The organism is Arthrobacter sp. zg-Y20 (genome assembly GCF_030142075.1).
GTDB lineage: Bacteria > Actinomycetota > Actinomycetes > Actinomycetales > Micrococcaceae > Arthrobacter_B.
The window spans coordinates 2,999,223-3,023,947 of record NZ_CP126241.1 but is presented as its reverse complement, the minus strand read 5'-3'; the positions used below and the strand labels follow the sequence as shown (position 1 = coordinate 3,023,947).

Sequence of the window (24,725 nt, the reverse complement as noted above, 5' to 3'; positions counted from 1 at the left end):
GGCAACAAACGAACGGCGTGCGGCGGGCATTAGCCCGCCGCACGCCGTTTGTTTGTTTGTTGCTGCCGGTTAGTTGGTCCGGATCAGGGACTCCGTCAGTTCCTGGCCCTCGGGGCTGAATACAAAGCAGTCCAGCCGGCGGTCTCCGTTGGACCAGGTCTGCTCCGTGGGGATGGACTTGGCGACCTTGAGATCCGGGTAGGACGAGGCGCTATCGGCGTAGTCCACGGCGGCGCACACCTCGTTGACCCGGTCTTCCAGGGCGGCTGTGCCGGGGAAGTCGTCGCTGCCCTCGAACCGCTCCGATGCCACCAGCTGGGCGTGGTGCGGAGTCTCGCAGGTGACGACGTCGGCAGTGGAGTTCACGTCCTCCCAGTCCTGCAGGCAGGCGCCGGCTTCCAGGTCCACGGGGCTGACGTTTTCGCTGACCACCCCTTCGCCCTTGCCGTTAAAGACGAAGACCACCAGGAGGATGGCAACGACGGCGGCCAGGACTACGCCGCCGATCACCAGCAGCAGCTTGGTGTTGCGTCTGCCTGTGCCCTTGGCCGGACCTGCTGCGGTTGCGGGGGCCGGTGCCGGGGCACCCGGCTCCTCAACTGCCGGCATCTGGCCCGTGGCGTCTGCTTTAGGCTTCCGCGCGGCGCCGGCGGCAGCGGCAGCAGCCTGGCTTTCCGCCAGACGGCGGGAACGGCGGGTATCGCCGGTCGGAACCGAAGCCGTTGTTGGCTCCGGCTCGGGTGTGTCTTCGGCTTCAGCCTTGTCCTGCGCCGGCAAGGCATCCGTCACGGGCGCCGCTGCATTGATTCCGTGCAGCAGGCCGGGTGCATCCTTCGGCCCGGCGTCGGACCGGGCTTCGGACGGGGCATTCCCAGCCCCTTCCTCGGTGTCCTCAGCCGCGGGTTCTTCGACCGCAGCTTCTTCAGCCGCGGGTTCTTCGCCTACAACTTCTTCAGCTGCGGGTTCTTCGCCTACGGCTTCTTCAGCTGCGGGTTCTTCGCCTACGGCTTCTTCGGCCGCGGGTTCTTCGCCTACGGCTTCTTCGGCCGCGGGTTCTTCGCGTCCGGTCTCCGGCGAGCCCGGTCCTGCCTGCGCCGCGTCGGGGGCTTCGGGGTCCGTTTCGGCTGCTTCTTCAGCTGCGGGGTCAACCCGAATCTCTGCGCCGGCAGGAGCGGGCTCGAGACCGGAAAGCCGGCCCGCTTCGGCGGCATTGGCCTCCACGGCGGCTGTTTCGGAAGCCACGTCCTCAAGCTCGGCGGCCTCCACCGCGTCACTGCTCAGTGCCGGTTCGGCCAGGGACGGCTCTTCCAGCTCCAGCTCCTCGGGGGCCACTACCACCGGTTCCGGCGGCAGTTCCACGTCGTCCTCCATGTCCCCGGGTTCGTCCGCGGTGCTTTCGACGCCGGAACTTTCGGCGGACGGGTTGTCGCCGGCGCTTTCGGTTGACTGGGAGTCAGCATCAGCGCCCTCCGCATGCACGGCGTCATGCTCGGGTGCGGATTCCGCGGCTACAGCGTCACCTTCTGCAGTCACAGTGTCATCGTCTGCAGCCTCTGCGGGCACAGTGTCATCGTCTGCACGTTCTGCACGTTCTGCACGTTCTGCGGACTCGGGGGACCCGGTACCGGCAACCGCCTCGGAACTGTCGGCGCCCTTCCCTGCTCGTGTTGCCCTGTCCGCCAGACGGGAGAGGACGGCACCCACAGCCGTTGCAACGGCAGTCTTTTTTCCCGGTGCCTCATCGGCTTTCCCCGGCGTCTCATCGGCATCGGCGCCCGCTGGTTCGACCGGCTGCGCGCCCGTGTCGGCAGCAGCACCGCTGTCGGCGAAAGTGCGCTCCCACAGGCCTGTGTCGTGGCTTCCGTCGGCGGATAGCCAGGCAGGGGAGTCCGAATGCGCGCTCAGATCGGGGAAAGCAGTGGGGTTTCCTGCCTCCTCCGGTAGCGGAGAGTCCGCCCCCGGTGTATTTTTCTGATCGCTCATGGTGAACGGTGGTCCTCCCTGTAGGTGGCGCTGTGATGCGCCCCAAAACTGTATCTACCCCTGACTTTAGCCAATATTCGGGGGGCGGCGCAGGGGCAGGTGCAGGGGAGGCCGGCCTGATGTGCTCCCGGGGCAGCCCGGACGGAACTGCAGGGGGCACAAGGCGGCGGGAAAACATGTAATCTGTACTTACGACAAATTGACCAAATATTCCGAGGCCTCGTTCATCTGCCCGAACGACCCGCCTCCGGATCGACGCAAAAAGGGGGTCACGCCATGGGGCGCGGCCGTCAAAAGGCAAAAGCAACCAAGCAGGCACGGGAGATGAAGTACTTCACCCCTGCCACGGACTACTCGGCGCTCCAGCGTGAGCTTTCTGGACCGACGAGCCGTCCATCCAGTCGATATCCCGAGGAGCCGGCTGAGCCCGACTACTCGGCGTACGAGGATAAGTACGCGGATCAATTTGGCGACGATGACGATGATGAGGGCAATCGCCGCGCAGGCTAGCGGCAGCCTCAATACATTGGCCAATTGCCATCCTTTCAGCGGACCACCTTCGGGTGGGTCCGCTGATTGGCGTTAACGCCGGGCTTGCCGGGCGGCCGGACGCAGACGGCCCCGGACCGGGCGGTCCGGGGCGGTCCTGCTGCCTCGTCAGGCGTAGCTGCCGACCAGCCGCACCGCTCCGCCGTCCACGCCCTTGGCGCCCTGGACGAAGTCGACGTCGGGGCCGTCCGGCGCCTGGGCGTCGCCCACGCTGCCCATCACCCAGGCGGGCACTCCCAATGCAGCCAGCCGCCGCAGTGCGGCATCGGCGCCGCCAGCGTCCACAATCGCCACCATGCCCACGCCCAGGTTCAGGGTGCGTTCCAGGTCCGGCTGGGGCACGTTGCCCAGTTCGGCAATGAGCTTGAACACCGGCGGGAGTTCCCAGGTGGAGCGGTCCACTGTGGCCTGCAGTCCCTTGGGCAGGACCCGGGCCAGGTTGGCGGCCAGTCCGCCGCCGGTCACGTGACTGAAGCCGTGCACACCGGCTGCGTCGTACCGGGCCAGATCCAGGCAGTCTGCCGCGTAGACGCGGGTTGGCTCGAGCAGTTCTTCGCCCAGTGTCCGGCCCAGTTCCGAGACCTGGCGTTCCAACTGCCAGCCGGCGTGGTTGATCACGCGGCGGACCAGGGAATAGCCGTTGGAGTGGATTCCGGAAGAAGCCATCCCGATCACCACGTCGCCGCGGCGCACCCGGTCCGGGCCCAGCAGCCGGTCCGCTTCGACAACACCGGTAGCCGCACCGGCGACGTCGTACTCGTTTTCGCCCAGCAGTCCTGGATGTTCGGCGGTTTCCCCGCCCACCAGGGCCGTGCCGGCCACCTCGCAGGCGGCGGCAATACCGCGGACAATGCCGGCGATCCGCTCCGGCACCACCTTGCCGCAGGCGATGTAGTCCGTCATAAAGAGCGGCTCGGCGCCGACCACGACGATGTCGTCCACCACCATGCCCACCAGATCGAAGCCGATGGTGTCGTGGATGTCCAGCGCCTGGGCAATGGCCACCTTGGTTCCCACGCCGTCCGTGGACGTCGCCAGCAGCGGCTTGGTGTACGACAGCAGTTTGGATGCGTCATAGAGCCCGGCGAAACCGCCCACCCCGCCGAGGACCGAGGAATTGTGTGTGGCCTTCACCGCGGCCTTCATCAGTTCAACGGCTTTGTCGCCGGCTTCAACGTCCACCCCTGCGGAGGCGTAGGTGATGGAGGTGTCGGGCGCGTTCATACGGCCTCTTTCTTTTCGGAATCGTTGAGCAGGTTCTCGTATTCGCTGTCCGGGCCGGGGTCGCAGCCGTTGGCCCCGCTGCTCTCCGCAGGGTTCCCGGCGTCCGCTTCCAGGAGGTTCTTGCCCAGCCGGTCCGCGGAGGGCAGCTCGATGGGGTAAACGCCGGTGAAGCAGGCCGTGCACAGGCGTTCCCGCGGCTGGCGGGTCGCCCCGATCATGCCGTCTTCGGAGATGTAGGCCAAGCTGTCCGCACCGATGGACGCCCGGATCTCCTCCACGGCGGCTCCATTGGCGATGAGCTCGGCGCGGGATGCGAAATCGATGCCGTAGAAACACGGCCACTTTACCGGCGGTGAGGAGATTTTGACGTGGACTTCCACGGCGCCGGCTTCGTGCAGCATCCGAACAATGGCTCGCTGGGTGTTGCCGCGCACAATCGAGTCGTCCACCACCACCACGCGCTTGCCGCGGATCACTGATTCCAGGGCATTGAGCTTGAGCTTGATGCCCAGCTGGCGCAGGGTCTGGCTGGGCTGGATGAAGGTCCGCCCCACGTAGGAATTCTTGACGAAGCCGTGGGCGAAGGGGATGCCCGATTCCTCGGCGTATCCCACGGCGGCGGGTGTGCCCGACTCCGGCACCGGGATCACGATGTCTGCTTCCACCGGGTGTTCCCGGGCCAGCTGGCGGCCCATCTCAACGCGGGATTCGTAGACGGAGCGTCCGGCGATGGTGGCGTCCGGACGGGCCAGATAGACGTATTCAAAGACGCAGCCGGCCGGCGTCGGCTGCCCGAAAGTCCGGCTGCGGACGCCGTTATCGTCGATGGCAATGAATTCACCGGGCTTGATTTCCCGGATGAAGCTGGCGCCTACGGTGGCCAGTGCGGAACCTTCCGAAGCCACCACCCAGCCGCGTTCCAGCCGGCCGAGGACCAGGGGGCGAACCCCGTAGGTGTCGCGTGCCGCGTACAACGTGCCTTCGTCCATAAACACGAAGGAGAACGCGCCGCGCAGTTTGGGCAGCAGTTCCATGGCCGTGTCTTCGAGGGAGCGGCCGTCGCTGCCGTTGAGCAGGGCGGTGACCAAAGCGGTGTCTGAGGTGTTTCCCTGGGCTATTTCCCCGGAGCGGGGCCGGCCCTCGCGTTCGATGATCAGTTCATACAGTTCAGCGGAGTTGGTCAGGTTGCCGTTGTGCGCCAGGGCCACGGTGCCGGCGGCGGTGGCGCCCAGAGTGGGCTGGGCATTGGCCCAGTGCGACGCGCCGGTGGTGGAATACCGGCAGTGCCCGACGGCGATATGCCCCACGAGGGTGTTGAGCGTGGTCTCGTCAAAGACCTGGGAGACCAGGCCCATGTCCTTGTAGACGCTGATGCGGTTGCCGTCGCTTGTGGCGATGCCCGCCGATTCCTGCCCCCGGTGCTGTAGTGCGTACAACCCGTAATAGGTAAGCTTTGCTACCTCTTCGCCGGGGGCCCAGACGCCAAAGACTCCACAGGCATCCTGTGGGCCTTTTTCGCCGGGCAGTAGATCATGGGAAAGCTGTCCGTCTCCGCGTGCCATGAGAGCATTGTCTCACGCTGATAGATGCCTCACGTCCGTATGCGCACAACGTTACGCATGCCGCTGTTCGCTAGCTCTCCGGTTCGCCGGAATCCAGTCCCTCCACCGTGGCGCGGCGGCTCTTGCGCACGCTGAGCCAGTCAAGCAGCAGGGCCAGCAGGGCGCCCAGCGCCAGGCCCGGCATAGCGAACATCATGGTGAAGAAGCCCAGCGTTGCGGAGCGGGTGAACTCGGGATCCTCCGGGCCGCCGTAGGCGAGAACAATGGCGGCAATGAATCCGGCGATCACTCCCAGCGCCATAAAAGGGACAAAGCGTGGGGCGCGGCGGACCGTGATCTCGCGGCGCTCGGGGGTGTGCTGCATGCTTCGATTCTACCGGCCGTAAACACCCGGCCGCGTTCCCGGCGCTGAACAACCCGGCGCTGAACAGCCCGGCGCCGGACGGAAGGACCCGGCTGGGCTGCGGGCGGTCCGGCTGCGCGCCTAGCGGCTGGCCGGGAACAGCGGAAGCACGTCCGCAAGGTCGGCGCGCAGCCCGGATGCTGCGACCTTCCCGGCCGCGACGGCGTCGGCCCAGGTCTGCTGCCCGGTGGCCAGCGCAAGCCAGGTGGCGCCGTCGGTCTCGATGACGTTGGGCGGGGTGCCGCGGGTATGCCGCGGCCCGGCCACGCACTGCGTAACGCCAAACGGCGGAACCCGTACCTCCACGCTGTTGCCCGGAGCGCGGGCAGCGAGTTCCTCCAAGGCGTAACGCACCGCAGTGGCGGTGGTGTTGTGGTCAGCTCCGCCGCCGGCGGCGGCCCGCAGGGCAGACCGTCCGTCCTCGGCGGTGATCCGGCGCCGTGCCACCACTAGCCCAGCAGTGCGGTGACGGGTGCGCCCAGCCGGAGGCTGCCCACCGGGCGTCCGCCGCCCAGCACCGGCTGCATGATTTTTGCCAGGACCTTCTCCACGGCCAGCGGATCCACCGCGCCGCTGGCAGCGAGCAGCGTCAGGCCCACCAGCGAGGCGGCGCGGGTGCTGCCGTCAAGCATCTTCAGGGCCACCGAGGCGCCCGTCTCGGTGCCCAGCACCAGAACGCCCTCGGCGCCGTTCTTCGCGATGATGCCCAGGTCTTCCATCACAATGGTGTTCTCCCGGCCGTGCCCGTGGACAGCCCACGGGTAGTCCAGCATGGCGGTGGCCACGGTAGCGGCACGGGCGTTGCCGTGTTTGCCGGACGGAGCCTTGGCCAGCCGCCCGATGCCGCGTGCGAGCCCGGTCAGGGACACAGCGGCCAACGGCGCGCCGCAGCCGTCTACGGCCCAGTGCTGCACGGTCTCGCCGGTGAATTCCTCGATCACTTCGGCAATGCGCTGCTGCAGTGGATGCCGGGGATCCAGGTAGGTGGCGTGGTCCCAGTTGTTCTCGGTGCAGGCCCACAGGAACGCGGCGTGCTTGCCCGAACAGTTGAAGGCCAGACGCTGCGGCCCCTTGCCCTCCCGGATTAGTTCGTTGCGGGCCTCGGTGTCCTGCGGCCAGTCCTCGGGACACTGCAGGTGGCCTTCGGTGACGCCGGCCGCGGACAGCATCCCGCGCACCACGTCCATGTGCTCGCGCGAGCCCACGTGGCTCGCCGCGGCCAGTGCCACCTGCGCACCGCGCAACGGGACTCCGGCCTGCATGGCGGCCACAGCCTGGAACGGCTTCAGCGTGGAGCGCGGAAAGATGGGGGAAGTGATGTCACCGAGTTCGGTGACCACGGTCCCGTCGCCGGCCATTACGACGGCGGAGCCGATGTGGCGGGATTCAATGAAACCGTTGCGCTCAAGTACGGCCAGTTCAACGGCGTCGGACGCGGTAAAAGTTGCAGGCATGCCATTCAGTCTAAGCGGGTGCGGAGTCCGCGGGGGGCAAGCCGGCGATGACGGCCCCGGCACCGCCGTCGATCTTGCTGCCCCCCGCCGGTCCGCGGAGTGCGCTGCCTGCGGCGCCTGCCGCAGTTCCACTATCGGACGGGTGCCGGCTACCTGCAATGGTGCCCACGCATGCGGGTACCCGCGAAGCGCAAATAGGTAGCAGGCAGGTGGACTCAGGGGCCGGCGCGTCATGTGGGGGAGTTGCTTTCGGGGGTCCGATGCCAGCAAGTACCCTGAACTACTGTGAAGGTACTCGTTGTTGGCCCAGGCGGCCGCGAACATGCCCTTGTCCGATCCCTCTTAGCCGACCCGTATGTCCGCGAGGTCCACGCAGCCCCCGGCAACGCCGGTATTGCGCAGCTGGTTCCCGTGCACCCCGTGGATGCTGCTGATCCGCAGGCCGTGACGGAGCTCGCGCTCTCCCTCGGCTCAGACCTGGTGGTGGTCGGCCCCGAGGCGCCGCTTGCCGCCGGGGTGGCCGACGCCCTGCGGGAGGCCGGTGTCGCGGTCTTCGGCCCCTCCCGCGCCGCTGCGCAGCTGGAAGCGTCCAAGGCCTTCGCGAAGCAGGTCATGGCGGCGGCCAACGTCCCCACCGCCATGGCCCGGGTGGCCAAGACGGCGGATGAAGCCGCGGATGCCCTTGACACCTTCGGCGCCCCCTTCGTGGTCAAGGATGACGGGCTGGCCGCAGGCAAAGGCGTGGTGGTGACGGCGGACCGGGATGCCGCGCTCGAACATGCCCGGGCCTGCTTCGACGCCGGCGGGAGCGTGGTCATCGAGGAGTTCCTGGACGGTCCCGAAGTGTCCCTTTTTGTCCTCTCGGACGGCCGGCACGTGGTGCCGCTGGCACCAGCCCAGGACTTCAAACGCGTGTTCGACGACGACGCCGGACCCAACACCGGCGGCATGGGCGCCTATTCGCCGCTCGACTGGGCACCTGCCGGGCTCGTCGATGACGTGGTCCGCCGGGTTGCCCAGCCCACCATCGATGAAATGGCATCCCGCGGCACCCCCTTTGTGGGCGTCCTGTACTGCGGCCTGGCGCTGACCACCCGCGGCGTGCGGGTCATCGAGTTCAACGCCCGCTTCGGGGATCCGGAAACGCAGGCCGTGCTCGCCCGGCTGAAGACACCGCTGGGCGGACTGCTGATGGCAGCAGCAAAGGGCGAACTGGATGCCATGGAACAGCTCAAGTGGGACCCGCGCCCGGCCGTCGCCGTCGTGGTCGCCGCCGAAAACTATCCGGACGCGCCCCGTACCGGTGACCGGGTGCGCGGCCTGAAGAAGGCCGAACGGCTTGACGGCGTACACGTGCTGCACGCCGGGACACGGCTGAAGAAGGACAAGGTGCGCAGCGCCGGGGGCCGGGTGCTCGCCGTCGTCGGGCTGGGGGAGGACCTGGCCGCCGCACGGGAGCGTGCCTACGCGGGAGTGGACCTCATCCAGCTGGAGGGCTCCCAGCACCGCACCGACATTGCGTTGAAGGCCGCGCGGGGGGAAGTGCAGGTGCCCGAGGGCAGTGCCGGCGCCCGGCCGGAAGCAGCCATTGAAGGGGACCGGGCATGAACGGGCTGGGCTCGGCGCCCGAGCTGCCGGGCTGGCGGCACGTCTATTCCGGGAAGGTCCGCGATCTCTATGTGCCCGACGGCGAGGCGGAGGAAACCGGGGACGGCCGGGTCCTGGTGGTGGCCTCGGACCGGATCAGCGCGTATGACCATGTGCTCTCCAGCGTTATCCCGGACAAGGGCCGCATCCTGACCCAGCTGAGCCTGTGGTGGTTCGAGCAGCTGGCCGAGGTGCCCAACCACGTCCTGTCCGCGGACGAGGGCATCCCGGAGGCGGTTGCCGGGCGGGCAATGATCTGCAGGAAGCTGGACATGTACCCGGTGGAATGCATTGCCCGCGGCTACCTGACCGGCTCAGGCCTGGCAGAGTACCGCGCTTCACAGACCGTGTGCGGGCTGCCGCTGCCGGGCGGACTGGTCGACGGATCCCGGATTGCGCCGGCGGTCTTCACGCCGTCCGCCAAGGCCGAACAGGGCGAGCACGACGAGAACATCACCTACGAGGCCGTGGTGGATACAGTGGGTGCCGGGACGGCGGAGCAGCTGAGGTCGCTGACCTTGGACATCTATACCCGGGCCGAGGCCATCGCCCGGGAACGCGGCATCATCCTGGCCGACACCAAAGTGGAGTTTGGCCTGGATCCGGCAACCGGGACAGTCACCCTGGGCGATGAAGTACTGACCCCGGACTCCTCCCGGTTCTGGGACGCGGCCCTGTACGCCCCGGGACAGGCACAGCCCTCCTTCGACAAGCAGTATGTGCGGGACTGGCTTACCTCGCCCGCCTCCGGCTGGGACAAGGCATCGGACACCCCGCCCCCGGCGCTGCCGGACGACGTCGTGGAACGCACCCGCGCCCGCTACGTTGAGGCGTACGAGCGGCTGACGGGCAAAGCGTTCGTGTAGGAGCGTCCGGCCGGTGCCCTGCAGCCGCAGGGCGCCGGCAGCTGCCGCTAAGGCAAGAGAGCCCGCTCACCCATAAAAGTGTCCGCTTAACGCAAAAGGCTCCGGTCAGATTTCTCTGACCGGAGCCTTGCTGGTCGGGGTGACAGGATTTGAACCTGCGACCTCGTCGTCCCGAACGACGCGCGCTACCAAGCTGCGCCACACCCCGTAACCATTGTTTCGAAGGTCTTTGACCACCTCGCGAAGCAACTTTACAAGGATACTAGACAAACCCCGATTCTGCGAAACCGGCCTCCGCTGCCCCCGCCGGAGGCCGGTTTTCCGGGCCTGCGCCGGTCAGGAGTCGCGGGCCGTGAGGGTTAGCAGGACCGCTTCGGGGCGGCAGGCAAACCGCACCGGAGCGAACCGGGAGGTTCCGATGCCTGCGGAGACATTCAGGGGAACCCGGCGTCCCCCGTGGGCCCACGACGTGAGGCCTTTGGCCTGCCAGGTGGGCAGGTCGCAGTTGCTGACGAGGGCGCCGTACCCGGGAATGCACACCTGTCCGCCGTGCGTGTGGCCGGCCAGGATAATGTCGGCTCCACCACCGGTGAACTGGTTGAGCACCCGCTGGTACGGAGCGTGGGCAACGCCGATCTTTACTTCGGGTGCCGGTACCGCCGTACCGCCGGTGCTGTCGGCGTCGTCAAGGTCACGGAAGCCCTGGTACCGGTCGCGTTTGAGGTGCGGGTCGTCCACACCGGAGAAGTTCAGGCGCAGACCGGCCAGGTCCATAACGGTGCCGGTATTGGTGAGGTCCCGCCAGCCGGCTTCGCGGAACGCCCCGAAGAGGGAGCCGAACGGAAGTTCGTCCGGGGTCCGCTTGTGCTTGGACGGCCCGGTGAAATAGGTGAACGGGTTTTTCAGCACGGGCGCGTAGTAGTCGTTTGACCCCGGCACAAACACTCCCGGGAACCGCATCACCGGTTTGAGCGCCTCCAGCACCGGAGGCACCGCCTGAAGATGGCTGAGGTTGTCACCGGTGTTCACCACCAGGTCCGGCTCCAGGTCCGCCAGCCCCTGCAGCCAGCGGACCTTGCGGTCCTGGCCGGGAACAAAGTGGATGTCGGAAAGGTGCAGGACCCGCAAGGGCGCACTTCCAGCCGGAAGGACCCTGACGGTCTCCTCCCGGACGCTGAAGAGGTTGCGTTCAATAAAGCAGCCGTAGGCCAGCGCAGAGGCGCCGCTCGCAGCGACGCCCCCGGCCAGCCAAGCCGCTTTCCGTGCCGTTGACGCGAGGGGAAAAGCGGACACTAACCGTTCCCTCCGGCGCCGCCGCCACCGCCGCCCGGGTTGCCACCGTTGCCGTTGCCGTTGTTGCCGCCGTCGTTTCCACCACCGTTTCCACCACCGTTGTTGCCGGTGCCGTCACCCCCGGGAGCAGGAGCAGCAGGTGCAGGAGCAGCGGGCGTGTCCTTGTCAGCCGCGGGGGCTGCCGGAGGAGCCGGGACCGTTGCCTTCGGCTGCCCGCCGCCCATGATGCTGGCAGGCGGAGCGGTGAACGGATTCGCCGTGTACTGTCCGGCAATGCGCTGGATGAAGTTCTTCCACGACGGGCCGGCAATCAACGAACCGTCAATTTCGGGATAGACCCGGCCGCCGATCAGCTTGTCCGACATGGTGGTGTTGTTGGCTTTCCAGTTGCCGATCCATGACGCGGTTGCCATGCCGGTGCTGTAGCCCATGAACCAGGTCTGCGAACGGTAGTCGTTGGTACCGGTCTTGCCGGCCGTGGGGACGCCTACCTGGAGGTTCAGGCCCGAGCCGTTGGTCATAACCCGCTGGGTGGCCACGTTGACGCCCTGGGCAACTTCCTTGCGCATTACCTGCGAGCAGGACTGCTCCGGCACCGGGTACTCGGTGCCGTCGGCACCGGTCACCGATTCAAGGGCGATTGGCTTGCACATAAGACCCTCGGCAGCGAACGTCGCAAAACCGGTGGCCATGGACAGCGGCGAGGCGTCGCCGCCGCCGCCGAAGGTCGACGGCGGGTCCACGGAGAGCATCTCTTCTTTGCCTTCCTCACCCTTGCCGTTGTGGACGCCGGCGGCAAAGGCCATCTGCTGGTACTTGCACAGGTCGATCTCGCGGGCCTCGGCCAGCGTGATGGTGTTGTACGAGTTGGCGAGACCGTCCAGCACAGTGGTGGTCTTGTAGTTCTTGTCGCCGTAGTTGATGGGGGTCCACGGGTCCGTACTGACGTAGGCCCCGCCCTCGTAGCAGCTGGCGTTCCAGCGGGTTCCCACGGGGTAGGTCCGCTTGGAGCCGTTCAGGGTGGTGTTCAGGGTCCTGCCCGAATCAAGCCACGCAGCAACGGTGAAGGGCTTGTACGTCGACCCGGGCTGGAAACCGCCCAGGCCGTTGAGGTACTTGGACTTGTCGCCGTCCTGGTAGACGTCCACATTGAAGTTCTGGACCGAGTTGCCGGGCGCAAGTTCGGGCGTGTACCGGGTGTTCTGCGCCATGACCAGGATCTTGCCCGTCCCCGGCTCCACGCTCACCATGGAATGGCCGATCTCGGCGTCGGTGGAATCCGGGTTGGCAGTCTCGTTAATGGCAGTCTGCGCCGCGTTCTGGAACGTGGCGTTCAGGGTGGTCTTGATCTCCAGGCCGCCGCGCTGAAGCAGCTTCTCGCGGTCCTCGGGGGTATCCCCGAAGGCCTGGTCGTTGGTGATCAGCCGGGTGACGTAGTCACAGAAATAAGGGGCCTGGGCAGCACCCACGCAGTTGCTGGAGACCGGGGTCACGTTCAGGTCCAGCCCGGTGGCTACGGCTGCGTCGTGTTCTTCCTGCGTGATGCGGCCGGTTTCCAGCATGCGCTCGAGCACCAGGTTGCGGCGCTCCAGGGAGCGTTCCGGGTTCTGTTCCGGGCTGTAGTACGTGGTGCCGTTGACGACGCCGGCCAGCAGGGCGGCCTGCGGGATGGTCAGGTCCTTGGCGTCAACATTGAAGAAGTACCGTGCCGCCGCCTGGACGCCGTAGGTGGTGCCGCTGAAGGGAACAATATTGAAGTAGCCCTCAAGGATTTCGTCCTTGCTCAGCTCCTTCTCCACCGCAATGGCCAGCTTCATTTCCCGCAGCTTGTCGCCGTAGTCCTTGTTGCCGCTGAAAACGACTTCTTTGTCGTTCTGCCGATTGGTGTCAATGATGACGTTGTTTACGTACTGCTGGGTGATGGTGGAGGCACCGCGCGTGGTGTCGTTGGTGACATTGGAGACCAGTGCGCTGATGATGCCCTGCAGGTCCACGCCGCCGTGCTCGTAGTACCGGTCATCCTCGATGGCCAGGACAGCATTCACCATGTTCGGCGAGACCTGGTCCAGGGTCACCGGCTGGCGGTTCTCGTCATAGAGAGTGGCGATGAGCGAGCCGTCATTGGCATAGATCTTGGACGGCGTGGCCAGGGCTCCGCGCTGCAGCTCCGAGGGGAGCTGGTCGAAGAACTGAATGGAGCCGGAAGCGGCGGTGCCGGCTGCCGCGGCCGCCGGAACCAGGAGACCGGCTGCCAGGACTCCGCAAAGAGCACTGATGCCGAAGAACGCGACGAGCTTTCCGAGTGTGGTCGCCGTGTCGAAGAACGGTGATTTGCGTGCTGCCATGCGAGACAGTCTACAAGCACGTTACGCTTTCCCTTATGACCAAATGGGAATACTTCATTACACCACTTCCGCTTCACACGCCCGGGCAGGTCCTGAATATGCACGGGGACGAAGGATGGGAGCTGGTGCAGATTGCTGCCGCACCCAACGGCACGGGTTCCGTTGCCTATATGAAACGCGAAAAAGGCCAGTGAGCGCCGCTGCCGGTGCAGTATCGGCCGTTGAGATCCGGCTGAGGGAGCTGGGCCTGACCCTTCCCGATGTCGCAGCTCCGGTGGCTGCCTATGTCCCGGCGGTTATCACCGGCAGCCTCGTCCATACGTCCGGCCAGCTGCCGTTCGTGGACGGGACGCTTCCGGCAACCGGCAAGGTGGGTGCAGAGGTGGATCCGGCGGACGCCGCGTCGTACGCAGCGATCTGTGCCATCAACGCACTGGCGGCGGTAAAGGCGCAGATCGGTGATCTTGACCGCATCAGCCGCGTCGTGAAAGTTGTCGGTTATGTTGCTTCGGACCCTTCCTTCACCGGCCAGCCAGCCGTTGTGAACGGCGCTTCGGAGCTTCTGGGGAAGGTATTCGGTGCGGCCGGAACCCACGCGCGCTCCGCCGTCGGCGTTGCCGTCCTGCCGCTGGATGCGCCCGTCGAAGTAGAAATGATCGTGGAATTTGCCTAACTCGACTATCCGGCTCTTTCCGGTCGCGCCCGATCAGCGGGTAGCGGCCCAAAGCTGGTTCGAACGCTCCGACCGGACGCCGCGCAAACCGCGCCTGGCCTCCTCGGTGGTGCTGCTGCGGGACTCCCCGCGCGGTACTGAAACGTACCTCTCCTACCGGCGGGGCGAGTCCCCGCTGGGCAAGGTCGCCTTCCCGGGCGGCAGCGTGGAAGAGAACGACGACGCGCAGGCCACCTGGTTCGGGCCTGCGCCCGCCGCCTGGGCCAAGTCGATGGGGATCGACGATTCCCGGCTGGCCCGCCGGCACGTAGTAGCGGCTATCCGGGAACTGTTTGAGGAAACCGGAGTCCTGCTGGCCGGCCCGGATGAAGCCACCCTGCTGGAAAGCAACCGCGGCCCGGAGTGGATGGCGGCCCGCACCGCCATCGCCGCCCAGGACGCCTCTTTCCTGGAACTGCTCGGCAAGCGGGGCCTTGGGCTGCGGACGGACCTGCTGCGTCCGCTCTCCAACTGGCACAGCGCAGACTTTGCCCTGCGCCGTTTCGACACCCGCTACTTCGCCGCCATTGCTCCGGTTGGCCAGGACGCCACACTGCTGGAGGGCAAGGGCGTATGGGCCGGGTGGAAAGCTGCTGCCGACGTGGTCGCCGCACGCGACACCACTGCCCTGGGCGACGAAATCGGGCGTCCGGATACGCAGGGGTTGACCCTTGGCGAACTGGTGGTTCCCGCCGTCGAAATCACCCTTGAAAAGGTCGGTTCGGCACGCGGCTGCATCGCCTACCTGTCCAGCAGGCGGCCCGCTGCGGTCTACCGGCCGGAACTGGTGGAAGTGGACGGCGAACCGCGCCTGGCCGTAAATCCCGGCGGCGCCGCTGAAGGATCTTCTGCGCACGGACGTTGATGCTGCCGGATACAGCAACGGCGCCGGCCCCCATAGGGGTCCGGCGCCGTTCCTGTATCTCCTGCGTTTTAGGGCGTGTCCAACTGCCTAGCGCGAACGCTGCCGCAGCCGCTGGACGTCCAGGATGACCACTGCGCGTGCTTCCAAGCGCAGCCAGCCGCGCTGGACGAACTCAGCCAAGGCCTTGTTCACGGTTTCACGCGAGGCGCCAACCAGCTGGGCCAGTTCTTCCTGCGTCAGCTCGTGGGCTACCAGGATGCCGTCGGTGGCCGGACGGCCGAAGCGGTCCGCCAGATCCAGCAGCGCCTTGGCCACACGGCCCGGAACGTCGGAGAAAACGAGGTCGGCCAGCGACTCGTTGGTGCGACGCAGGCGGCGTGCCAGGGCCTGGAGCAACTGGACGGAAACCTCGGGGCGGGTCTCGATCAATGCCCGCAGGTTCTCGTGCCGGAGACCGGCAAGCCGGGTCTCCGAGACGGCGGTTGCCGTGGCGTTGCGCGGGGAGGGATCAAACAGTGCCATCTCCCCGAACAGCTCACCCGGGCCGAGGATAGCCAGCAGGTTCTCCCGCCCGTCAGGGGCTGAACGGCCCAGCTTGATTTTTCCGGAGACGATGAAATAGAGCTGGTCGCCCTGATCGCCCTCGCGGAAAACGGAGGCCCCGCGGGAAAGGTCGACCTCAGTGAGCTCTTCGGTCAGAGCGGCGAATACGTCGTCTCCCAGAGAGGCGAACAACGGCGCGCGGCGCAGTACCTCGATATCCATGAAATCTCCTGTAAATAGTGTTCTCTACCTATTATCTTGCCGCACGTCACGCGCCAGTGACACCTGAAGCACGTTTGTTCGCCTATGGATGAGAAAAAGAGAGCAGGCCCACGCACGGCTCCGAAGAAGCGGTAACGGGTTCTTCAGGTTGTACGGATAAACTCGTCAAACGCAGCGGCCAACCCCCGTCGAGCCGCCCGAACCCCCTTTTGGAGCTTTTAGTGCTCGGACTGACACTTCTGGACATCGTCCTGCTCCTTGTCCTGCTTTTTTACCTGGTGGCAGGGCTGCGCAACGGGCTGGTGGTGACCCTGGGGGGAATCGTCGGTTTCGTTGCCGGCGCCGTGGCCGCGTTCTTCGCCATCCCCCTCGTAGCGGGATGGGTGCCGGACAACGGCTGGCGGCTGACAGTGGTGATCGCCACCGCCGTAATCCTTGTCCTGATAGGGCATGCGGCTGGTGCGGCGCTGGGCGGAATGATCCGGCGGTGGCTGAATTTCCCGCCTCTTCGGGTCCTGGACCGGCTACTTGGCGGGGCCGCGAACCTGGTTGTTGCGGCCCTGGTGATGGCCATGCTGGCCTTCAGCGTCACGACGCTTGGCGTGCCGTACCTATCCCAGCAGATTGCCGGGTCCAAGGTGCTCAATGCGATTGATGACGGCACTCCTGAACAGGTCAAGACGTGGAGTGCGCAGATCCGTTCCTTTACGGTCTCCGAGGGATTGCCGACCATTCTGGACAGTGCGGCGCCGCAAACGGCGGTGCCGCCCAGCGCGGAAGTCAGCTCGGCAGCACTGGAAAAGGCTTCGGCTTCCGTGCTGAAGATCACAGGCACGGCCTACCAGTGCGGACAGAACCAGACGGGATCCGGGTTTGTGGTGGCGGATGACCGGGTGGTCACCAATGCCCACGTGGTGGCCGGCGTCAACGAGCCGGTAGTGGAAGTTCCCGACGGGTCCGTCCTGCCGGCCAGGGTGGTGTACTTCGACGCGGCCCGCGACCTCGCCGTGCTCGCCGTGGATGACCTGGACGCGGCGCCCATCCCGGTAGGCGCCCCGCTGCCGGACGGCACTACGGCCGCCTTTGCCGGTTACCCCGCCGGCGGGCCCTTCCGGCTCCAGGCAGCGAGTGTCGAAGGGCTTTCCGAGGTGGCCGTGCGTGACATCTACGGCACCTCACCGGAGGTGCTGGAGGTCTACACACTGGCAGCGAACGTCCAGCAGGGCAATTCCGGCGGACCGCTGCTGGACATTGACGGGCAGGTCGCGGGAGTCATTTTCGCCAAAACCACCGGGGACCAGCCCATCGGCTACGCCTTGTCCCTTGCCGAGGTGGGCCCGGTCATTGAGGACGCCCCCGGCTTCAGCAAGGCGGTTTCCGCCGGGTCCTGCACCGCCAAGTAGCGGCGGCCCCAACCGAACGCCACGCGCATAACGGAGCCGCAGGCTAACCGCGCCCTCCGGCCGTGCCGGTCACAGCCAGTCCAGGGACTGGCCGTGCGGGCCGGTCCGCGCCACCGGCGTGCCGTTGTGGTGCAGCACAAACAAACCCGGATCCGCGGAACCGGGCGGAGCGGAAAGTCCCGGCACCACGCCCAGGCCCTCATTGGAGAGCCAGTGCACCGGCCGGCCGGGAACGCCGAGGCAGCTGACAATGGTGTCGCGGAAAATTTCCCGGTCGCCCTCCGGCAGGTAGGCCAGGACCGCTGTGTGGAAAACAACGACGGCGGCCTCGGCCGGCGCAGCCTCAATCAGTCCGGCAATCTCGGCATTCAAGTCCCCGCGCACAATCCGGGCAGGGGAGTGTGCCGCTGCTTCGGCCGCAACCCCCAGCAGCCGGCGGCGTTCATCCATGCCCGGCCATATCAGGGCGTCCAGCCAAGCGAGGTCGGCCGGATCGGCCGGGTCCAGGGGATTAAGGTCCACTCCGGACCGGTGAATGATGTTCGGCACCGACGACGGCAGCGGGGGATTGCCAGTGGTCCGGCACGCCAGTACCCAGTTGTCCCGGCCCTGACCGTTGATGACGGCGCCGTCGTCGTACCGGTAGGCGTATCGGTCCGGATACAGGCACAAACCCGCGGACGCACCAACCTCGATCAACGCCAGCGGGCGTCCCTCGTCCCGGGCGATCCGTGCCAGCGACGGCAGGAGGACGGCGCAGCGGCGCGGCTCGTTGGTCTGCGTGCTGCGCCGCAGGATCACGTCGCGGATACCGTCCCACTCCTGGAGCAGGAAAGCGCGGAACCCGCTGTAAGTGCCGGCTTCCGCGCCCCGGCTGCGGGCAGCGGCCAGCACGAGGTTGGGTTGGCGCTTGTCCCGGGGAAGCCCGTCAATCAGCTCCAGCACCTTGGCGTCCCGGCTGATTTCCTCACACCACTGCTCGTAGACTTCCGAGGCGCCGCGGGCCTCGTAGCGGGCGAAGCGCGCATACCGCTGCGCCGTTGACGGGGCCTCAGCCACGCTCCGGCTCCAGCGACTCCGCCAGGTACTCCACAGCCATGCGGTAGCCGCTGATACCGGCGCCGCAGATCACCACGGAGGCTACCGCGGAGACGAAGGAGTGGTGCCGGAATTCCTCGCGACGGTGGATGTTGCTGAGATGTACCTCCACCACGGGAAGTTCCACGGCGGAGAGGGCGTCCGCGATGGCTACCGAGGTGTGGCTGTAGGCCGCGGGATTAATGACGATGCCCGCAGCCGTGCCCCGTGCCGCGTGGATGGCATCGATCAGGTCGCCCTCATGGTTGGACTGCACACAGTCCACGCTCCAGCCGCGGGAGGAGGCTGCAGCCATGGCCGCAGCCTCCACATCCGCCAGCGTGGAGTGCCCGTAGATTCCAGGTTCACGGGTGCCCAGGAGATTCAGGTTGGGGCCGTTGAGGACCAGGATGTTGCGTGTGCCGGCAGTAGTCATGGCTTAACTATGCCGGAGCGGATCCTGTCTTCTGCGGCGCAGCAGCCGTGTTGTGCTGCGTCATGTGACGCGCCGCCAGCGCGCCCGCGATGGTGATCAGGGACATCAGCGCCAGTACGACGCCGGGGTGCCACCAGGCGGCGCCGGTTGCATTGGAGAATACCTGGGTGACGGAGGGGGTGAAGCCGGAGAGGATGCCGGCAATGCTGTAGGCGAGGGACAGGGCCGTGAAGCCGGTCCGGGCCGGGAACAGGTCGGCCATGAGTCCGCCCAGTGCGGCCCAGGCCGCCGTTGGAGCTATCCCGCCGATCAGGATGGTCAGGATGTAGACCGGGGTGTTGGCGTTGCTGATGATGAAGTACAGCGGGAAGGAGATCACCAAGGTGGCAACGGCACCGGCCATGACCATCCGGGCGGAGCCGATGCGGTTGGCCAGGAAGCCGAAGGCCGGGATGGTAGCCAGCTGGAGCACCGATCCGACCAGCGCAGCGTTCAGGACAGTGGACTCCGACAGTCCCAGGATCTTGGTTCCGTAGGACTGGGTGTAGGTAGTCATCAGGAAGTAGGAGCCGATGCCCAGGAGGGCGGCGGCAGCAGCGACCAGCACTGCTGCCCACTGTGTGCGCAGTACCTCGAGCAGCGGGACCCGGGTTACCTGGTGTGCCTTCTCGACGCCCTTGAACACGGGGGTCTCGTCAATGGCCAGGCGCAGGTACAGGGCAATGCCCATGAAGGGGAAGGCCAGCAGGAAGGGAATGCGCCATACCCCGGCCTCCATGGCATCGTCCGGGACCTGCGTCAGCAGCAGGAAGATGCCGGTAACCAGGATGGTCCCCACCGGAGAGCCGATCTGGGGAATGGCCGCGTAAAGGGCGCGCTTGCGCGGAGCGGCATGTTCGGTGGCGATCAGGATAGACCCGCCCCACTCGCCGCCCACGGCCAGGCCCTGCAGCAGGCGCAGCAGCACCAGCAGCAGCGGCGCCCAGATGCCGATGGTGTTGTAGTCCGGCAGCAGGCCAACCGCACCGGTGGCAACACCCATCAGGATGATGGTCCAAATCAGCGAGGTCTTGCGCCCCACCCGGTCTCCGATGTGCCCGAAGAGGATGGCGCCCACCGGCCGGGCAATAAAGCCCATGCCCAGGGACAGGAAGGACAGCAGGACGCCTGTTGCTGCATCCACTTCCGGGAAGAAAATCCGGTTCAGGATCAGTGCGGCCGCGGTGCCGAAGACATAGAAGTCATAGGACTCCAGGGCCGTGCCGATAAAGGACGCCCCCGCTACCTTGCGGGCCATCTTGGAAGAGTGTGGTCCGGCAGGTGCGGCCGGTGCGAGTGAAGTAGACACGAGAAGGAATTCTCCTATCCGGCGCCGCTTTTCCCAAGCCCGTGAGGCGAAGGTCACATCGGCGTCAGGCCTGGGCCGCGGATTTGGGTTTTCCCGCGGTGATCCGGGGCAGGACCAGCGCCTCGCCGGCTGCCGCCAGTGCGGGCCCGACGGCGGTTCCGTCCTCCACATATCCGTACACCATGGCGCCGTCGCGCAGCATCAGCAACTGGTCGGCCAGGCTGTCCGCCTCCTGCACGCCGAGCAGGCGCAGCCGGCCGGCCACAAGTGAATGCAGCCACGCACGGTGCCCTGTAATGACCATGCGGACGGGATGCTCCGGGTCCGGGTACTCAGCCGCGGCATTGATGAAAGGGCACCCGCGGAAGCCGGGGGAGCAGGCCTCGGTTCCCATCACTTCTGCCAGCTGGCGCAGGCCCGTGCAGGGGTCCGGGTCAAGGGCTGCGGCCCGTTCCTGCATTCCTGCGGACTGCTCCTGCAGGTACGCCACCACCAGATCATCCTTGGAGCGGAAATACCGGTAGAAAGTCACTTTGGTGGTGCCTGCAGCAGCAATGATCTTGTCCGCGCTCACGGCCCGCACGCCCTCGGTGTAGAACAGGCTCGAAGCACTGCCGAGGATCCGCTCGCGTACCCCTGACGGTTGCGTGCCCATTGCTTTCCCCTCTTCCTTCACGGTATTCGGTCTGCATTACTTGCGGTAGACGTACTAGTTAGTCTACCTTGATCCTACAGACTTTCCCCACATAAGGAGTTCCCATGAGTGCTTTGTACACAGCTGCTGCCACCGCTACCGGCGACGGACGCAACGGAGAAGCCCGCACCAGCGACGGCAAGCTGGAGGTCAACCTCTCCACCCCAACCGAGATGGGCGGCTCCGGCGAGGGAACCAACCCCGAACAGCTCTTCGCCACGGGATACGCCGCATGCTTCCTGTCCGCGCTGAAGATGATTGCACGCGCGGAGAAGGCCCCCATTGCAGATGCTGCCGTCACGGCCGACGTCAGCATCTACAAGCAGGATGAAGGCGGCTTCAAGCTCGGCGTCGCACTGCACGTGGAAATGTCCGGCGTGGACGAGGCAACCGCGGACAAACTGGTCCAGGCAGCCCACCAGGTCTGCCCCTACTCCAATGCCACGCGGGGCAATATCGAGGTGGAGCTCGACGTCACCGTCGGCTAGTCCAACCCGCTCCTCAACACAGCAGGTGCCCTCCCCGGACCGGGGAGGGCACCTGCTGTGTTTTGCCGTCGGCAGGGCTTACCTGCGCAGGGACTCGGCGATCTGCTGCATCACAGTGTTATCCGCCAGCGTGCTGGAATCGCCGGCTTCGCGTCCTTCGGCCACATCCTTGAGCAGGCGGCGCATGATTTTGCCGCTGCGGGTCTTGGGCAGTTCGGGAACCACCAGGATGTGCCGCGGCTTGGCGATCGGCCCGATTTCCTTGCCCACGTGGTTGCGCAGAGTGGTGACAATGTCGTCGTCGTCCTTGGCGCTGCCGCGCAGAATAACAAAGGCGACCACGGCCTCACCCGTGGTGTCATCGGCCGCACCGACGACGGCGGCCTCGGCAACCGAGGGATGGCTCACCAGGGCGGATTCGATCTCCGTGGTGGAGAGCCGGTGGCCGGAAACGTTCATCACGTCATCGACCCGGCCCAGCAGCCAGATGTCGCCGTCCTCGTCCTTCTTCGCGCCGTCACCCGCGAAATACATGTTGTCGAACCGGGACCAGTAGGTCTCCTTGAACCGTTCCGGATCTCCCCAGATGCCGCGCAGCATGGCCGGCCACGGCTCCTTGATGACCAGGAAGCCACCGGATCCGTTGGGCACCGGCTTCCCCATTTCATCCACCACGTCCACCGAGATGCCCGGCACGGCTACCTGCGCGGAGCCCGGCTTGGTGGCCGTGACGCCGGGCATGGGTGCGATCATGTGCGCCCCGGTTTCGGTCTGCCACCAGGTATCCACGATCGGCGCCGGGTTTTCCTTTTTGCCGCCGTTGGCACCGATGACCTGCCGGTACCACATCCATGCTTCGGGGTTGATGGGTTCGCCCACCGATCCCAGCACCCGGATGGAATCCAGGTTGTACTTCTGCGGAATATCCCGGCCCCACTTCATGCAGGTACGGATGGCGGTGGGGGCGGTGTACAGGATGGATACCTTGTACTTCTCCACCAGTTCCCACCAGCGGCCCTGGTGCGGCGTGTCCGGTGTGCCCTCGTATATCAGCTGGGTGGCGCCGTTGATCAGCGGAGCGTAAGCCACGTAGCTGTGGCCGGTGACCCAGCCGATGTCCGCGGTGCACCAGTACACGTCCGTTTCCGGGTGCAGATCAAAGGTGTTGAGGTGGGTGAAGGCGGTCTGCGTGAGGAACCCGCCGGTGGTGTGCAGGATGCCCTTGGGTTTCCCCGTGGTGCCGGAGGTGTACAGGATGAACAGTGGATGCTCGGAGTCATGCGGCACTGCGGTGTGCTCGGTATCCGCGGTGTCCACGACGTCGTGCCACCACTGGTCCAGGCCGTCGTTCCACTGCACCGGCTCTGCGTTGCGGCGGACCACCACTACGTTTTCCACCGTGTGGCCCGGCTTGGCGAGGGCCTCGTCAACGGCGCCCTTGAGCATGCTGGGCTTGCCGCGGCGGTAGGAGCCGTCGGCAGTCACCACAAGCTTGGCTTCGGCGTCGTCGATCCGGCTGCGCAGGGCGTCAGCGGAGAAACCGCCGAACACCACTGAATGCACCGCACCGATCCGCGCGCAGGCCAGCATGGTGATGACTGCTTCCGGAATCATTGGGAGATAGACGGCCACCCGGTCGCCCTTGGCCACGCCGAGGGACTCGAAGGCGTTGGCCGCTTTCTTCACTTCTTCGGTCAGCTGGGCGTACGTGTAGGTCCGGGTATCGCCGGGCTCACCCTCGAAGTAGATGGCAACGCGCTCACCCCGGCCTTCTTCCACGTGCCGGTCCAGGGCGTTGTATGCGGCGTTGAGCTCTCCGCCTACGAACCACTTGGCGAAGGGGGCATCACTGAAGTCCAGTGCCTGGTCGAAATCCTTGTCCCAGGACAGCAATTCGCGTGCCTGCCGGGCCCAGAAGGCGGGACCGTCCGCTGCTGCTTCCTCGTAGAGGGACGGCTGGGCCACCGCAGACGCAGCAAATTCGGCACTCGGCGGGAAGCTCCGGCGTTCGTGCAGAAGGTTCTCGAAGGCGTCACCGTGCTTCTTCGCAGGGGACTGATCAGACATGTTTGAACCCTTTCACTTCGCAGAAATCCAGCACCAGGGGAATGGTGCCGGCTGCCATCCACACTATCGCCGGTTTCGAAGGGCTGTGTCCGGGCTCACACAAACAGTTGCAAAACGGCGTGAAAATGCGGTGAGCGGTATGTCACTGCCCCGGGGCGCGCCGCCACTCGGCTAGTCTGCCTCGCCGTCGTTGATTAGGCTGAGGGAAGGAAGCAACCGCCTTTGTACCGTAAATGCGGCCTACCGTTCCCGGCGGCCCGTCCACCGGTGCTGCGGTGGTGGTCGTGAATGGAGATCAGTATGAACAACCCCCCTGTTGAGAATGAGACCCGCGGCATGGCCGACGCTTCGCACACCGACGGGCCGTCCACGGCCGCGGGAGGGCGGGCACGTCCCGGTACCGCCGATGCCGGGGGCCAGGAAGCACTGTTCGGCCCGTTCAGCCTGCGTGACACCGTAGTGGGCGGATCTGTCCTGGTGATGCTCGTGGGCAGCATCCTCCCGTTCTTTACCGTCAGCTCACTCAGGTTCGAAGAGGACTTCAACCTCTGGAACGGGTTCTCCCTGTTCTTCCTGGGTATCGGCATCCTGCTGCCGCTGGTCGTTGCCGGGCTTTTCGCCGGCCGCCGGCTTGCTCCGGGCACAAAGCCCCGGGTCGGTTCGCTGTCCCTGGACCAGTTCGCCTCCGTGGTTGCTGTTTTGGCGCTCGCCTTCTTCTTTATCCAGACCGTTACCGATTTCGCCGTCGGTCCGCTGATCGCCCTCATCGGCTCCCTGGGCCTGGTGGCCGCGACCACACTCGCTCCGCATCTGCCGTTCTTCGCCAAGGAGTTCGAAGGCCGTCCCGAGCGCACCGCGGCCCCCATGGCACGTGAAGCGCTGCCGCTTCGCGCCCGCCCGGCACGGCCCAAGGCTGAAGCCCCCGCAGCACGCCGGTTCACCAACCCCATCCGCCGCAGCGACGCCGGAACCGGCCAGGCCGGTGCAGCGCACCAAGCCGAAGCCCAGCAGGGCCCTGCTGTTGCGGCCGGAGGAGGGGTTGTCGCAGGTGCCGCCGCTGGCGCTTCCGCCGCGGCGCCGCAGACCGCACGCCCCGCCGACGGCGTCCAGGCCGCCCAGGATGCGCACCCGGCCGCCCAGGCTCCAACCCCGGAAAGCAGCCGGCAGGAACCCTTGGCCGCCACCACGGTGAACCCGGTGGTTCGCGAGAGCGAAAACCCCGCCGCTGAAAATCCCGCTGCCGGAGCTGCCGCGGACGAGCCCGCTGAGCCCATCACCGCTACCCGCGACGAGTCCGAAGCCGTGGTGGAAGCGTTCTGGTTCGCTGTGGGAACCCCCCGCCAGATTGTTGACGAACGCACAGGACTGCCCCTGTTCATGTTCCACCCCGGTGACTGGGAACTGGGACTGGAAGACCGCGGCGATGAATTCCTTGTCCAGGACAAGCGCACCGGCCGCATCGGCGTGCTGCGCGACCTGAGCAACATCGAGCGGGTGGACGCGGACCAGTAAACCCTCCTCCGGCGTGAAAGCGCCGGAGGCCG

At 66.3% G+C, this 24,725-nt stretch carries 23 protein-coding genes and 1 tRNA gene; 9 read left to right on the top strand and 15 right to left on the bottom strand.

Annotated features, from left to right (window positions below):
- Positions 1 to 69 precede the first annotated feature (69 nt).
- Positions 70 to 1,983 carry a septum formation family protein gene (locus QNO06_RS14465; RefSeq protein ID WP_227912582.1) on the bottom strand — a complete coding sequence of 638 codons (1,914 nt, stop codon included), beginning with the start codon at positions 1,981 to 1,983 and terminating at the stop codon, positions 70 to 72.
- 276 nt (positions 1,984 to 2,259) lie between these two features.
- Here QNO06_RS14465 and QNO06_RS14460 point away from each other — a divergent pair, with 276 nt between their 5' ends.
- Entirely contained in the window at positions 2,260 to 2,493 is a 234-nt protein-coding gene (locus QNO06_RS14460) for a DUF3073 domain-containing protein (protein WP_227912583.1), read from the top strand.
- Positions 2,494 to 2,640: 147 nt separating this feature from the next.
- Here QNO06_RS14460 and purM read toward each other — a convergent pair whose 3' ends face one another.
- From purM to QNO06_RS14435, 5 genes are all read right to left on the bottom strand, one after another.
- Complete coding sequence (gene purM, locus QNO06_RS14455; RefSeq protein WP_227912584.1) at positions 2,641 to 3,756, bottom strand: phosphoribosylformylglycinamidine cyclo-ligase; 1,116 nt, start codon at positions 3,754 to 3,756, stop codon at positions 2,641 to 2,643.
- Positions 3,753 to 5,318, bottom strand: coding sequence for an amidophosphoribosyltransferase (gene purF / locus QNO06_RS14450; RefSeq protein WP_227912585.1), 1,566 nt, complete (start codon positions 5,316 to 5,318; stop codon positions 3,753 to 3,755). The genes purM and purF overlap by 4 nt, the downstream gene beginning before the upstream one ends.
- Before the next feature lie 70 nt (positions 5,319 to 5,388).
- Positions 5,389 to 5,682: a hypothetical protein gene (locus QNO06_RS14445; RefSeq protein WP_227912586.1), complete on the bottom strand. Its 294-nt coding sequence runs from the start codon at positions 5,680 to 5,682 to the stop codon at positions 5,389 to 5,391.
- A 120-nt stretch (positions 5,683 to 5,802) separates the two neighbouring features.
- A complete protein-coding gene (locus tag QNO06_RS14440) occupies positions 5,803 to 6,168 on the bottom strand; it encodes a sterol carrier family protein (protein ID WP_227912587.1) in 366 nt (121 codons plus the stop codon).
- Between the two features lie 2 nt (positions 6,169 to 6,170).
- The gene (locus QNO06_RS14435) at positions 6,171 to 7,175 is read right to left on the bottom strand and encodes an asparaginase (protein ID WP_227912588.1); all 1,005 of its coding nucleotides are present in this window, start codon (positions 7,173 to 7,175) and stop codon (positions 6,171 to 6,173) included.
- Between the two features lie 285 nt (positions 7,176 to 7,460).
- On the opposite strand from QNO06_RS14435, the gene purD reads away from it, so the two are divergent.
- Positions 7,461 to 8,783, top strand: a complete 1,323-nt coding sequence (gene purD, locus QNO06_RS14430; protein ID WP_227912589.1) for a phosphoribosylamine--glycine ligase — start codon at positions 7,461 to 7,463, stop codon at positions 8,781 to 8,783.
- On the top strand, positions 8,780 to 9,688 hold the full coding sequence (locus tag QNO06_RS14425) for a phosphoribosylaminoimidazolesuccinocarboxamide synthase (RefSeq protein WP_227912590.1): 909 nt from the start codon (positions 8,780 to 8,782) through the stop codon (positions 9,686 to 9,688). The genes purD and QNO06_RS14425 overlap by 4 nt, the downstream gene beginning before the upstream one ends.
- 131 nt (positions 9,689 to 9,819) lie before the next feature.
- Here QNO06_RS14425 and QNO06_RS14420 read toward each other — a convergent pair.
- The 3 genes from QNO06_RS14420 to QNO06_RS14410 all read right to left on the bottom strand — a co-directional run bounded on the left by QNO06_RS14420 (position 9,820) and on the right by QNO06_RS14410 (position 13,326).
- Positions 9,820 to 9,896: transfer RNA gene (locus tag QNO06_RS14420), tRNA-Pro, on the bottom strand.
- A gap of 128 nt (positions 9,897 to 10,024) precedes the next feature.
- The gene (locus QNO06_RS14415) at positions 10,025 to 10,981 is read right to left on the bottom strand and encodes a metallophosphoesterase (protein WP_227912591.1); all 957 of its coding nucleotides are present in this window, start codon (positions 10,979 to 10,981) and stop codon (positions 10,025 to 10,027) included.
- The gene (locus QNO06_RS14410) at positions 10,981 to 13,326 is read right to left on the bottom strand and encodes a transglycosylase domain-containing protein (protein WP_227912592.1); all 2,346 of its coding nucleotides are present in this window, start codon (positions 13,324 to 13,326) and stop codon (positions 10,981 to 10,983) included. The genes QNO06_RS14415 and QNO06_RS14410 overlap by 1 nt, the downstream gene beginning before the upstream one ends.
- Before the next feature lie 35 nt (positions 13,327 to 13,361).
- Here QNO06_RS14410 and sp36 point away from each other — a divergent pair, with 35 nt between their 5' ends.
- From sp36 to QNO06_RS14395, 3 genes are read left to right on the top strand one after another with little or no spacing between them, the layout of a single operon-like run.
- Positions 13,362 to 13,520, top strand: a complete 159-nt coding sequence (gene sp36 / locus QNO06_RS14405; protein ID WP_227912593.1) for a Sp36 family protein — start codon at positions 13,362 to 13,364, stop codon at positions 13,518 to 13,520.
- Positions 13,517 to 13,999 (top strand): RidA family protein, encoded by a 483-nt coding sequence (locus QNO06_RS14400; protein WP_227912594.1) that lies wholly within the window; start codon positions 13,517 to 13,519, stop codon positions 13,997 to 13,999. The genes sp36 and QNO06_RS14400 overlap by 4 nt, the downstream gene beginning before the upstream one ends.
- Positions 13,992 to 14,903, top strand: coding sequence for an NUDIX hydrolase (locus tag QNO06_RS14395; protein ID WP_227912595.1), 912 nt, complete (start codon positions 13,992 to 13,994; stop codon positions 14,901 to 14,903). The genes QNO06_RS14400 and QNO06_RS14395 overlap by 8 nt, the downstream gene beginning before the upstream one ends.
- 87 nt (positions 14,904 to 14,990) lie before the next feature.
- On the opposite strand, the gene QNO06_RS14390 is transcribed toward QNO06_RS14395, so the two are convergent.
- Positions 14,991 to 15,668, bottom strand: coding sequence for a Crp/Fnr family transcriptional regulator (locus QNO06_RS14390; RefSeq protein WP_146360700.1), 678 nt, complete (start codon positions 15,666 to 15,668; stop codon positions 14,991 to 14,993).
- A gap of 221 nt (positions 15,669 to 15,889) precedes the next feature.
- On the opposite strand from QNO06_RS14390, the gene QNO06_RS14385 reads away from it, so the two are divergent.
- Complete coding sequence (locus QNO06_RS14385) at positions 15,890 to 17,071, top strand: MarP family serine protease (RefSeq protein WP_227912596.1); 1,182 nt, start codon at positions 15,890 to 15,892, stop codon at positions 17,069 to 17,071.
- Positions 17,072 to 17,140: 69 nt separating this feature from the next.
- On the opposite strand, the gene QNO06_RS14380 is transcribed toward QNO06_RS14385, so the two are convergent.
- The 4 genes from QNO06_RS14380 to QNO06_RS14365 form a co-directional block, all read right to left on the bottom strand.
- On the bottom strand, positions 17,141 to 18,130 hold the full coding sequence (locus QNO06_RS14380; RefSeq protein ID WP_227912597.1) for a DUF2332 domain-containing protein: 990 nt from the start codon (positions 18,128 to 18,130) through the stop codon (positions 17,141 to 17,143).
- Positions 18,123 to 18,584 (bottom strand): type II 3-dehydroquinate dehydratase, encoded by a 462-nt coding sequence (gene aroQ, locus QNO06_RS14375; RefSeq protein WP_227912598.1) that lies wholly within the window; start codon positions 18,582 to 18,584, stop codon positions 18,123 to 18,125. The genes QNO06_RS14380 and aroQ overlap by 8 nt, the downstream gene beginning before the upstream one ends.
- A 7-nt stretch (positions 18,585 to 18,591) precedes the next feature.
- Positions 18,592 to 19,932: an MFS transporter gene (locus QNO06_RS14370; protein ID WP_227912599.1), complete on the bottom strand. Its 1,341-nt coding sequence runs from the start codon at positions 19,930 to 19,932 to the stop codon at positions 18,592 to 18,594.
- A gap of 64 nt (positions 19,933 to 19,996) precedes the next feature.
- Positions 19,997 to 20,587 carry a TetR/AcrR family transcriptional regulator gene (locus QNO06_RS14365; protein WP_227912600.1) on the bottom strand — a complete coding sequence of 197 codons (591 nt, stop codon included), beginning with the start codon at positions 20,585 to 20,587 and terminating at the stop codon, positions 19,997 to 19,999.
- Between the two features lie 104 nt (positions 20,588 to 20,691).
- On the opposite strand from QNO06_RS14365, the gene QNO06_RS14360 reads away from it, so the two are divergent.
- Positions 20,692 to 21,114, top strand: a complete 423-nt coding sequence (locus QNO06_RS14360) for an organic hydroperoxide resistance protein (RefSeq protein WP_227912601.1) — start codon at positions 20,692 to 20,694, stop codon at positions 21,112 to 21,114.
- A gap of 78 nt (positions 21,115 to 21,192) precedes the next feature.
- Here QNO06_RS14360 and acs read toward each other — a convergent pair whose 3' ends face one another.
- Positions 21,193 to 23,181 carry an acetate--CoA ligase gene (gene acs / locus QNO06_RS14355; RefSeq protein WP_227912602.1) on the bottom strand — a complete coding sequence of 663 codons (1,989 nt, stop codon included), beginning with the start codon at positions 23,179 to 23,181 and terminating at the stop codon, positions 21,193 to 21,195.
- Between the two features lie 300 nt (positions 23,182 to 23,481).
- Here acs and QNO06_RS14350 point away from each other — a divergent pair, with 300 nt between their 5' ends.
- The gene (locus QNO06_RS14350) at positions 23,482 to 24,693 is read left to right on the top strand and encodes a phosphatidylinositol anchor biosynthesis protein PIGW/GWT1 (RefSeq protein WP_227912603.1); all 1,212 of its coding nucleotides are present in this window, start codon (positions 23,482 to 23,484) and stop codon (positions 24,691 to 24,693) included.
- Positions 24,694 to 24,725: the final 32 nt, after the last annotated feature.

Coding starts and splice junctions, on each gene's coding strand:
- QNO06_RS14465 (WP_227912582.1), bottom strand. CDS start 1,983: ATGAGCGATCAGAAAAATACACCGGGGGCGGACTCTCCGCTACCGGAG.
- QNO06_RS14460 (WP_227912583.1), top strand. CDS start 2,260: ATGGGGCGCGGCCGTCAAAAGGCAAAAGCAACCAAGCAGGCACGGGAG.
- purM (WP_227912584.1), bottom strand. CDS start 3,756: ATGAACGCGCCCGACACCTCCATCACCTACGCCTCCGCAGGGGTGGAC.
- purF (WP_227912585.1), bottom strand. CDS start 5,318: ATGGCACGCGGAGACGGACAGCTTTCCCATGATCTACTGCCCGGCGAA.
- QNO06_RS14445 (WP_227912586.1), bottom strand. CDS start 5,682: ATGCAGCACACCCCCGAGCGCCGCGAGATCACGGTCCGCCGCGCCCCA.
- QNO06_RS14435 (WP_227912588.1), bottom strand. CDS start 7,175: ATGCCTGCAACTTTTACCGCGTCCGACGCCGTTGAACTGGCCGTACTT.
- QNO06_RS14425 (WP_227912590.1), top strand. CDS start 8,780: ATGAACGGGCTGGGCTCGGCGCCCGAGCTGCCGGGCTGGCGGCACGTC.
- QNO06_RS14410 (WP_227912592.1), bottom strand. CDS start 13,326: ATGGCAGCACGCAAATCACCGTTCTTCGACACGGCGACCACACTCGGA.
- sp36 (WP_227912593.1), top strand. CDS start 13,362: ATGACCAAATGGGAATACTTCATTACACCACTTCCGCTTCACACGCCC.
- QNO06_RS14390 (WP_146360700.1), bottom strand. CDS start 15,668: ATGGATATCGAGGTACTGCGCCGCGCGCCGTTGTTCGCCTCTCTGGGA.
- aroQ (WP_227912598.1), bottom strand. CDS start 18,584: ATGACTACTGCCGGCACACGCAACATCCTGGTCCTCAACGGCCCCAAC.
- QNO06_RS14365 (WP_227912600.1), bottom strand. CDS start 20,587: ATGGGCACGCAACCGTCAGGGGTACGCGAGCGGATCCTCGGCAGTGCT.
- QNO06_RS14360 (WP_227912601.1), top strand. CDS start 20,692: ATGAGTGCTTTGTACACAGCTGCTGCCACCGCTACCGGCGACGGACGC.
- acs (WP_227912602.1), bottom strand. CDS start 23,181: ATGTCTGATCAGTCCCCTGCGAAGAAGCACGGTGACGCCTTCGAGAAC.
- QNO06_RS14350 (WP_227912603.1), top strand. CDS start 23,482: ATGAACAACCCCCCTGTTGAGAATGAGACCCGCGGCATGGCCGACGCT.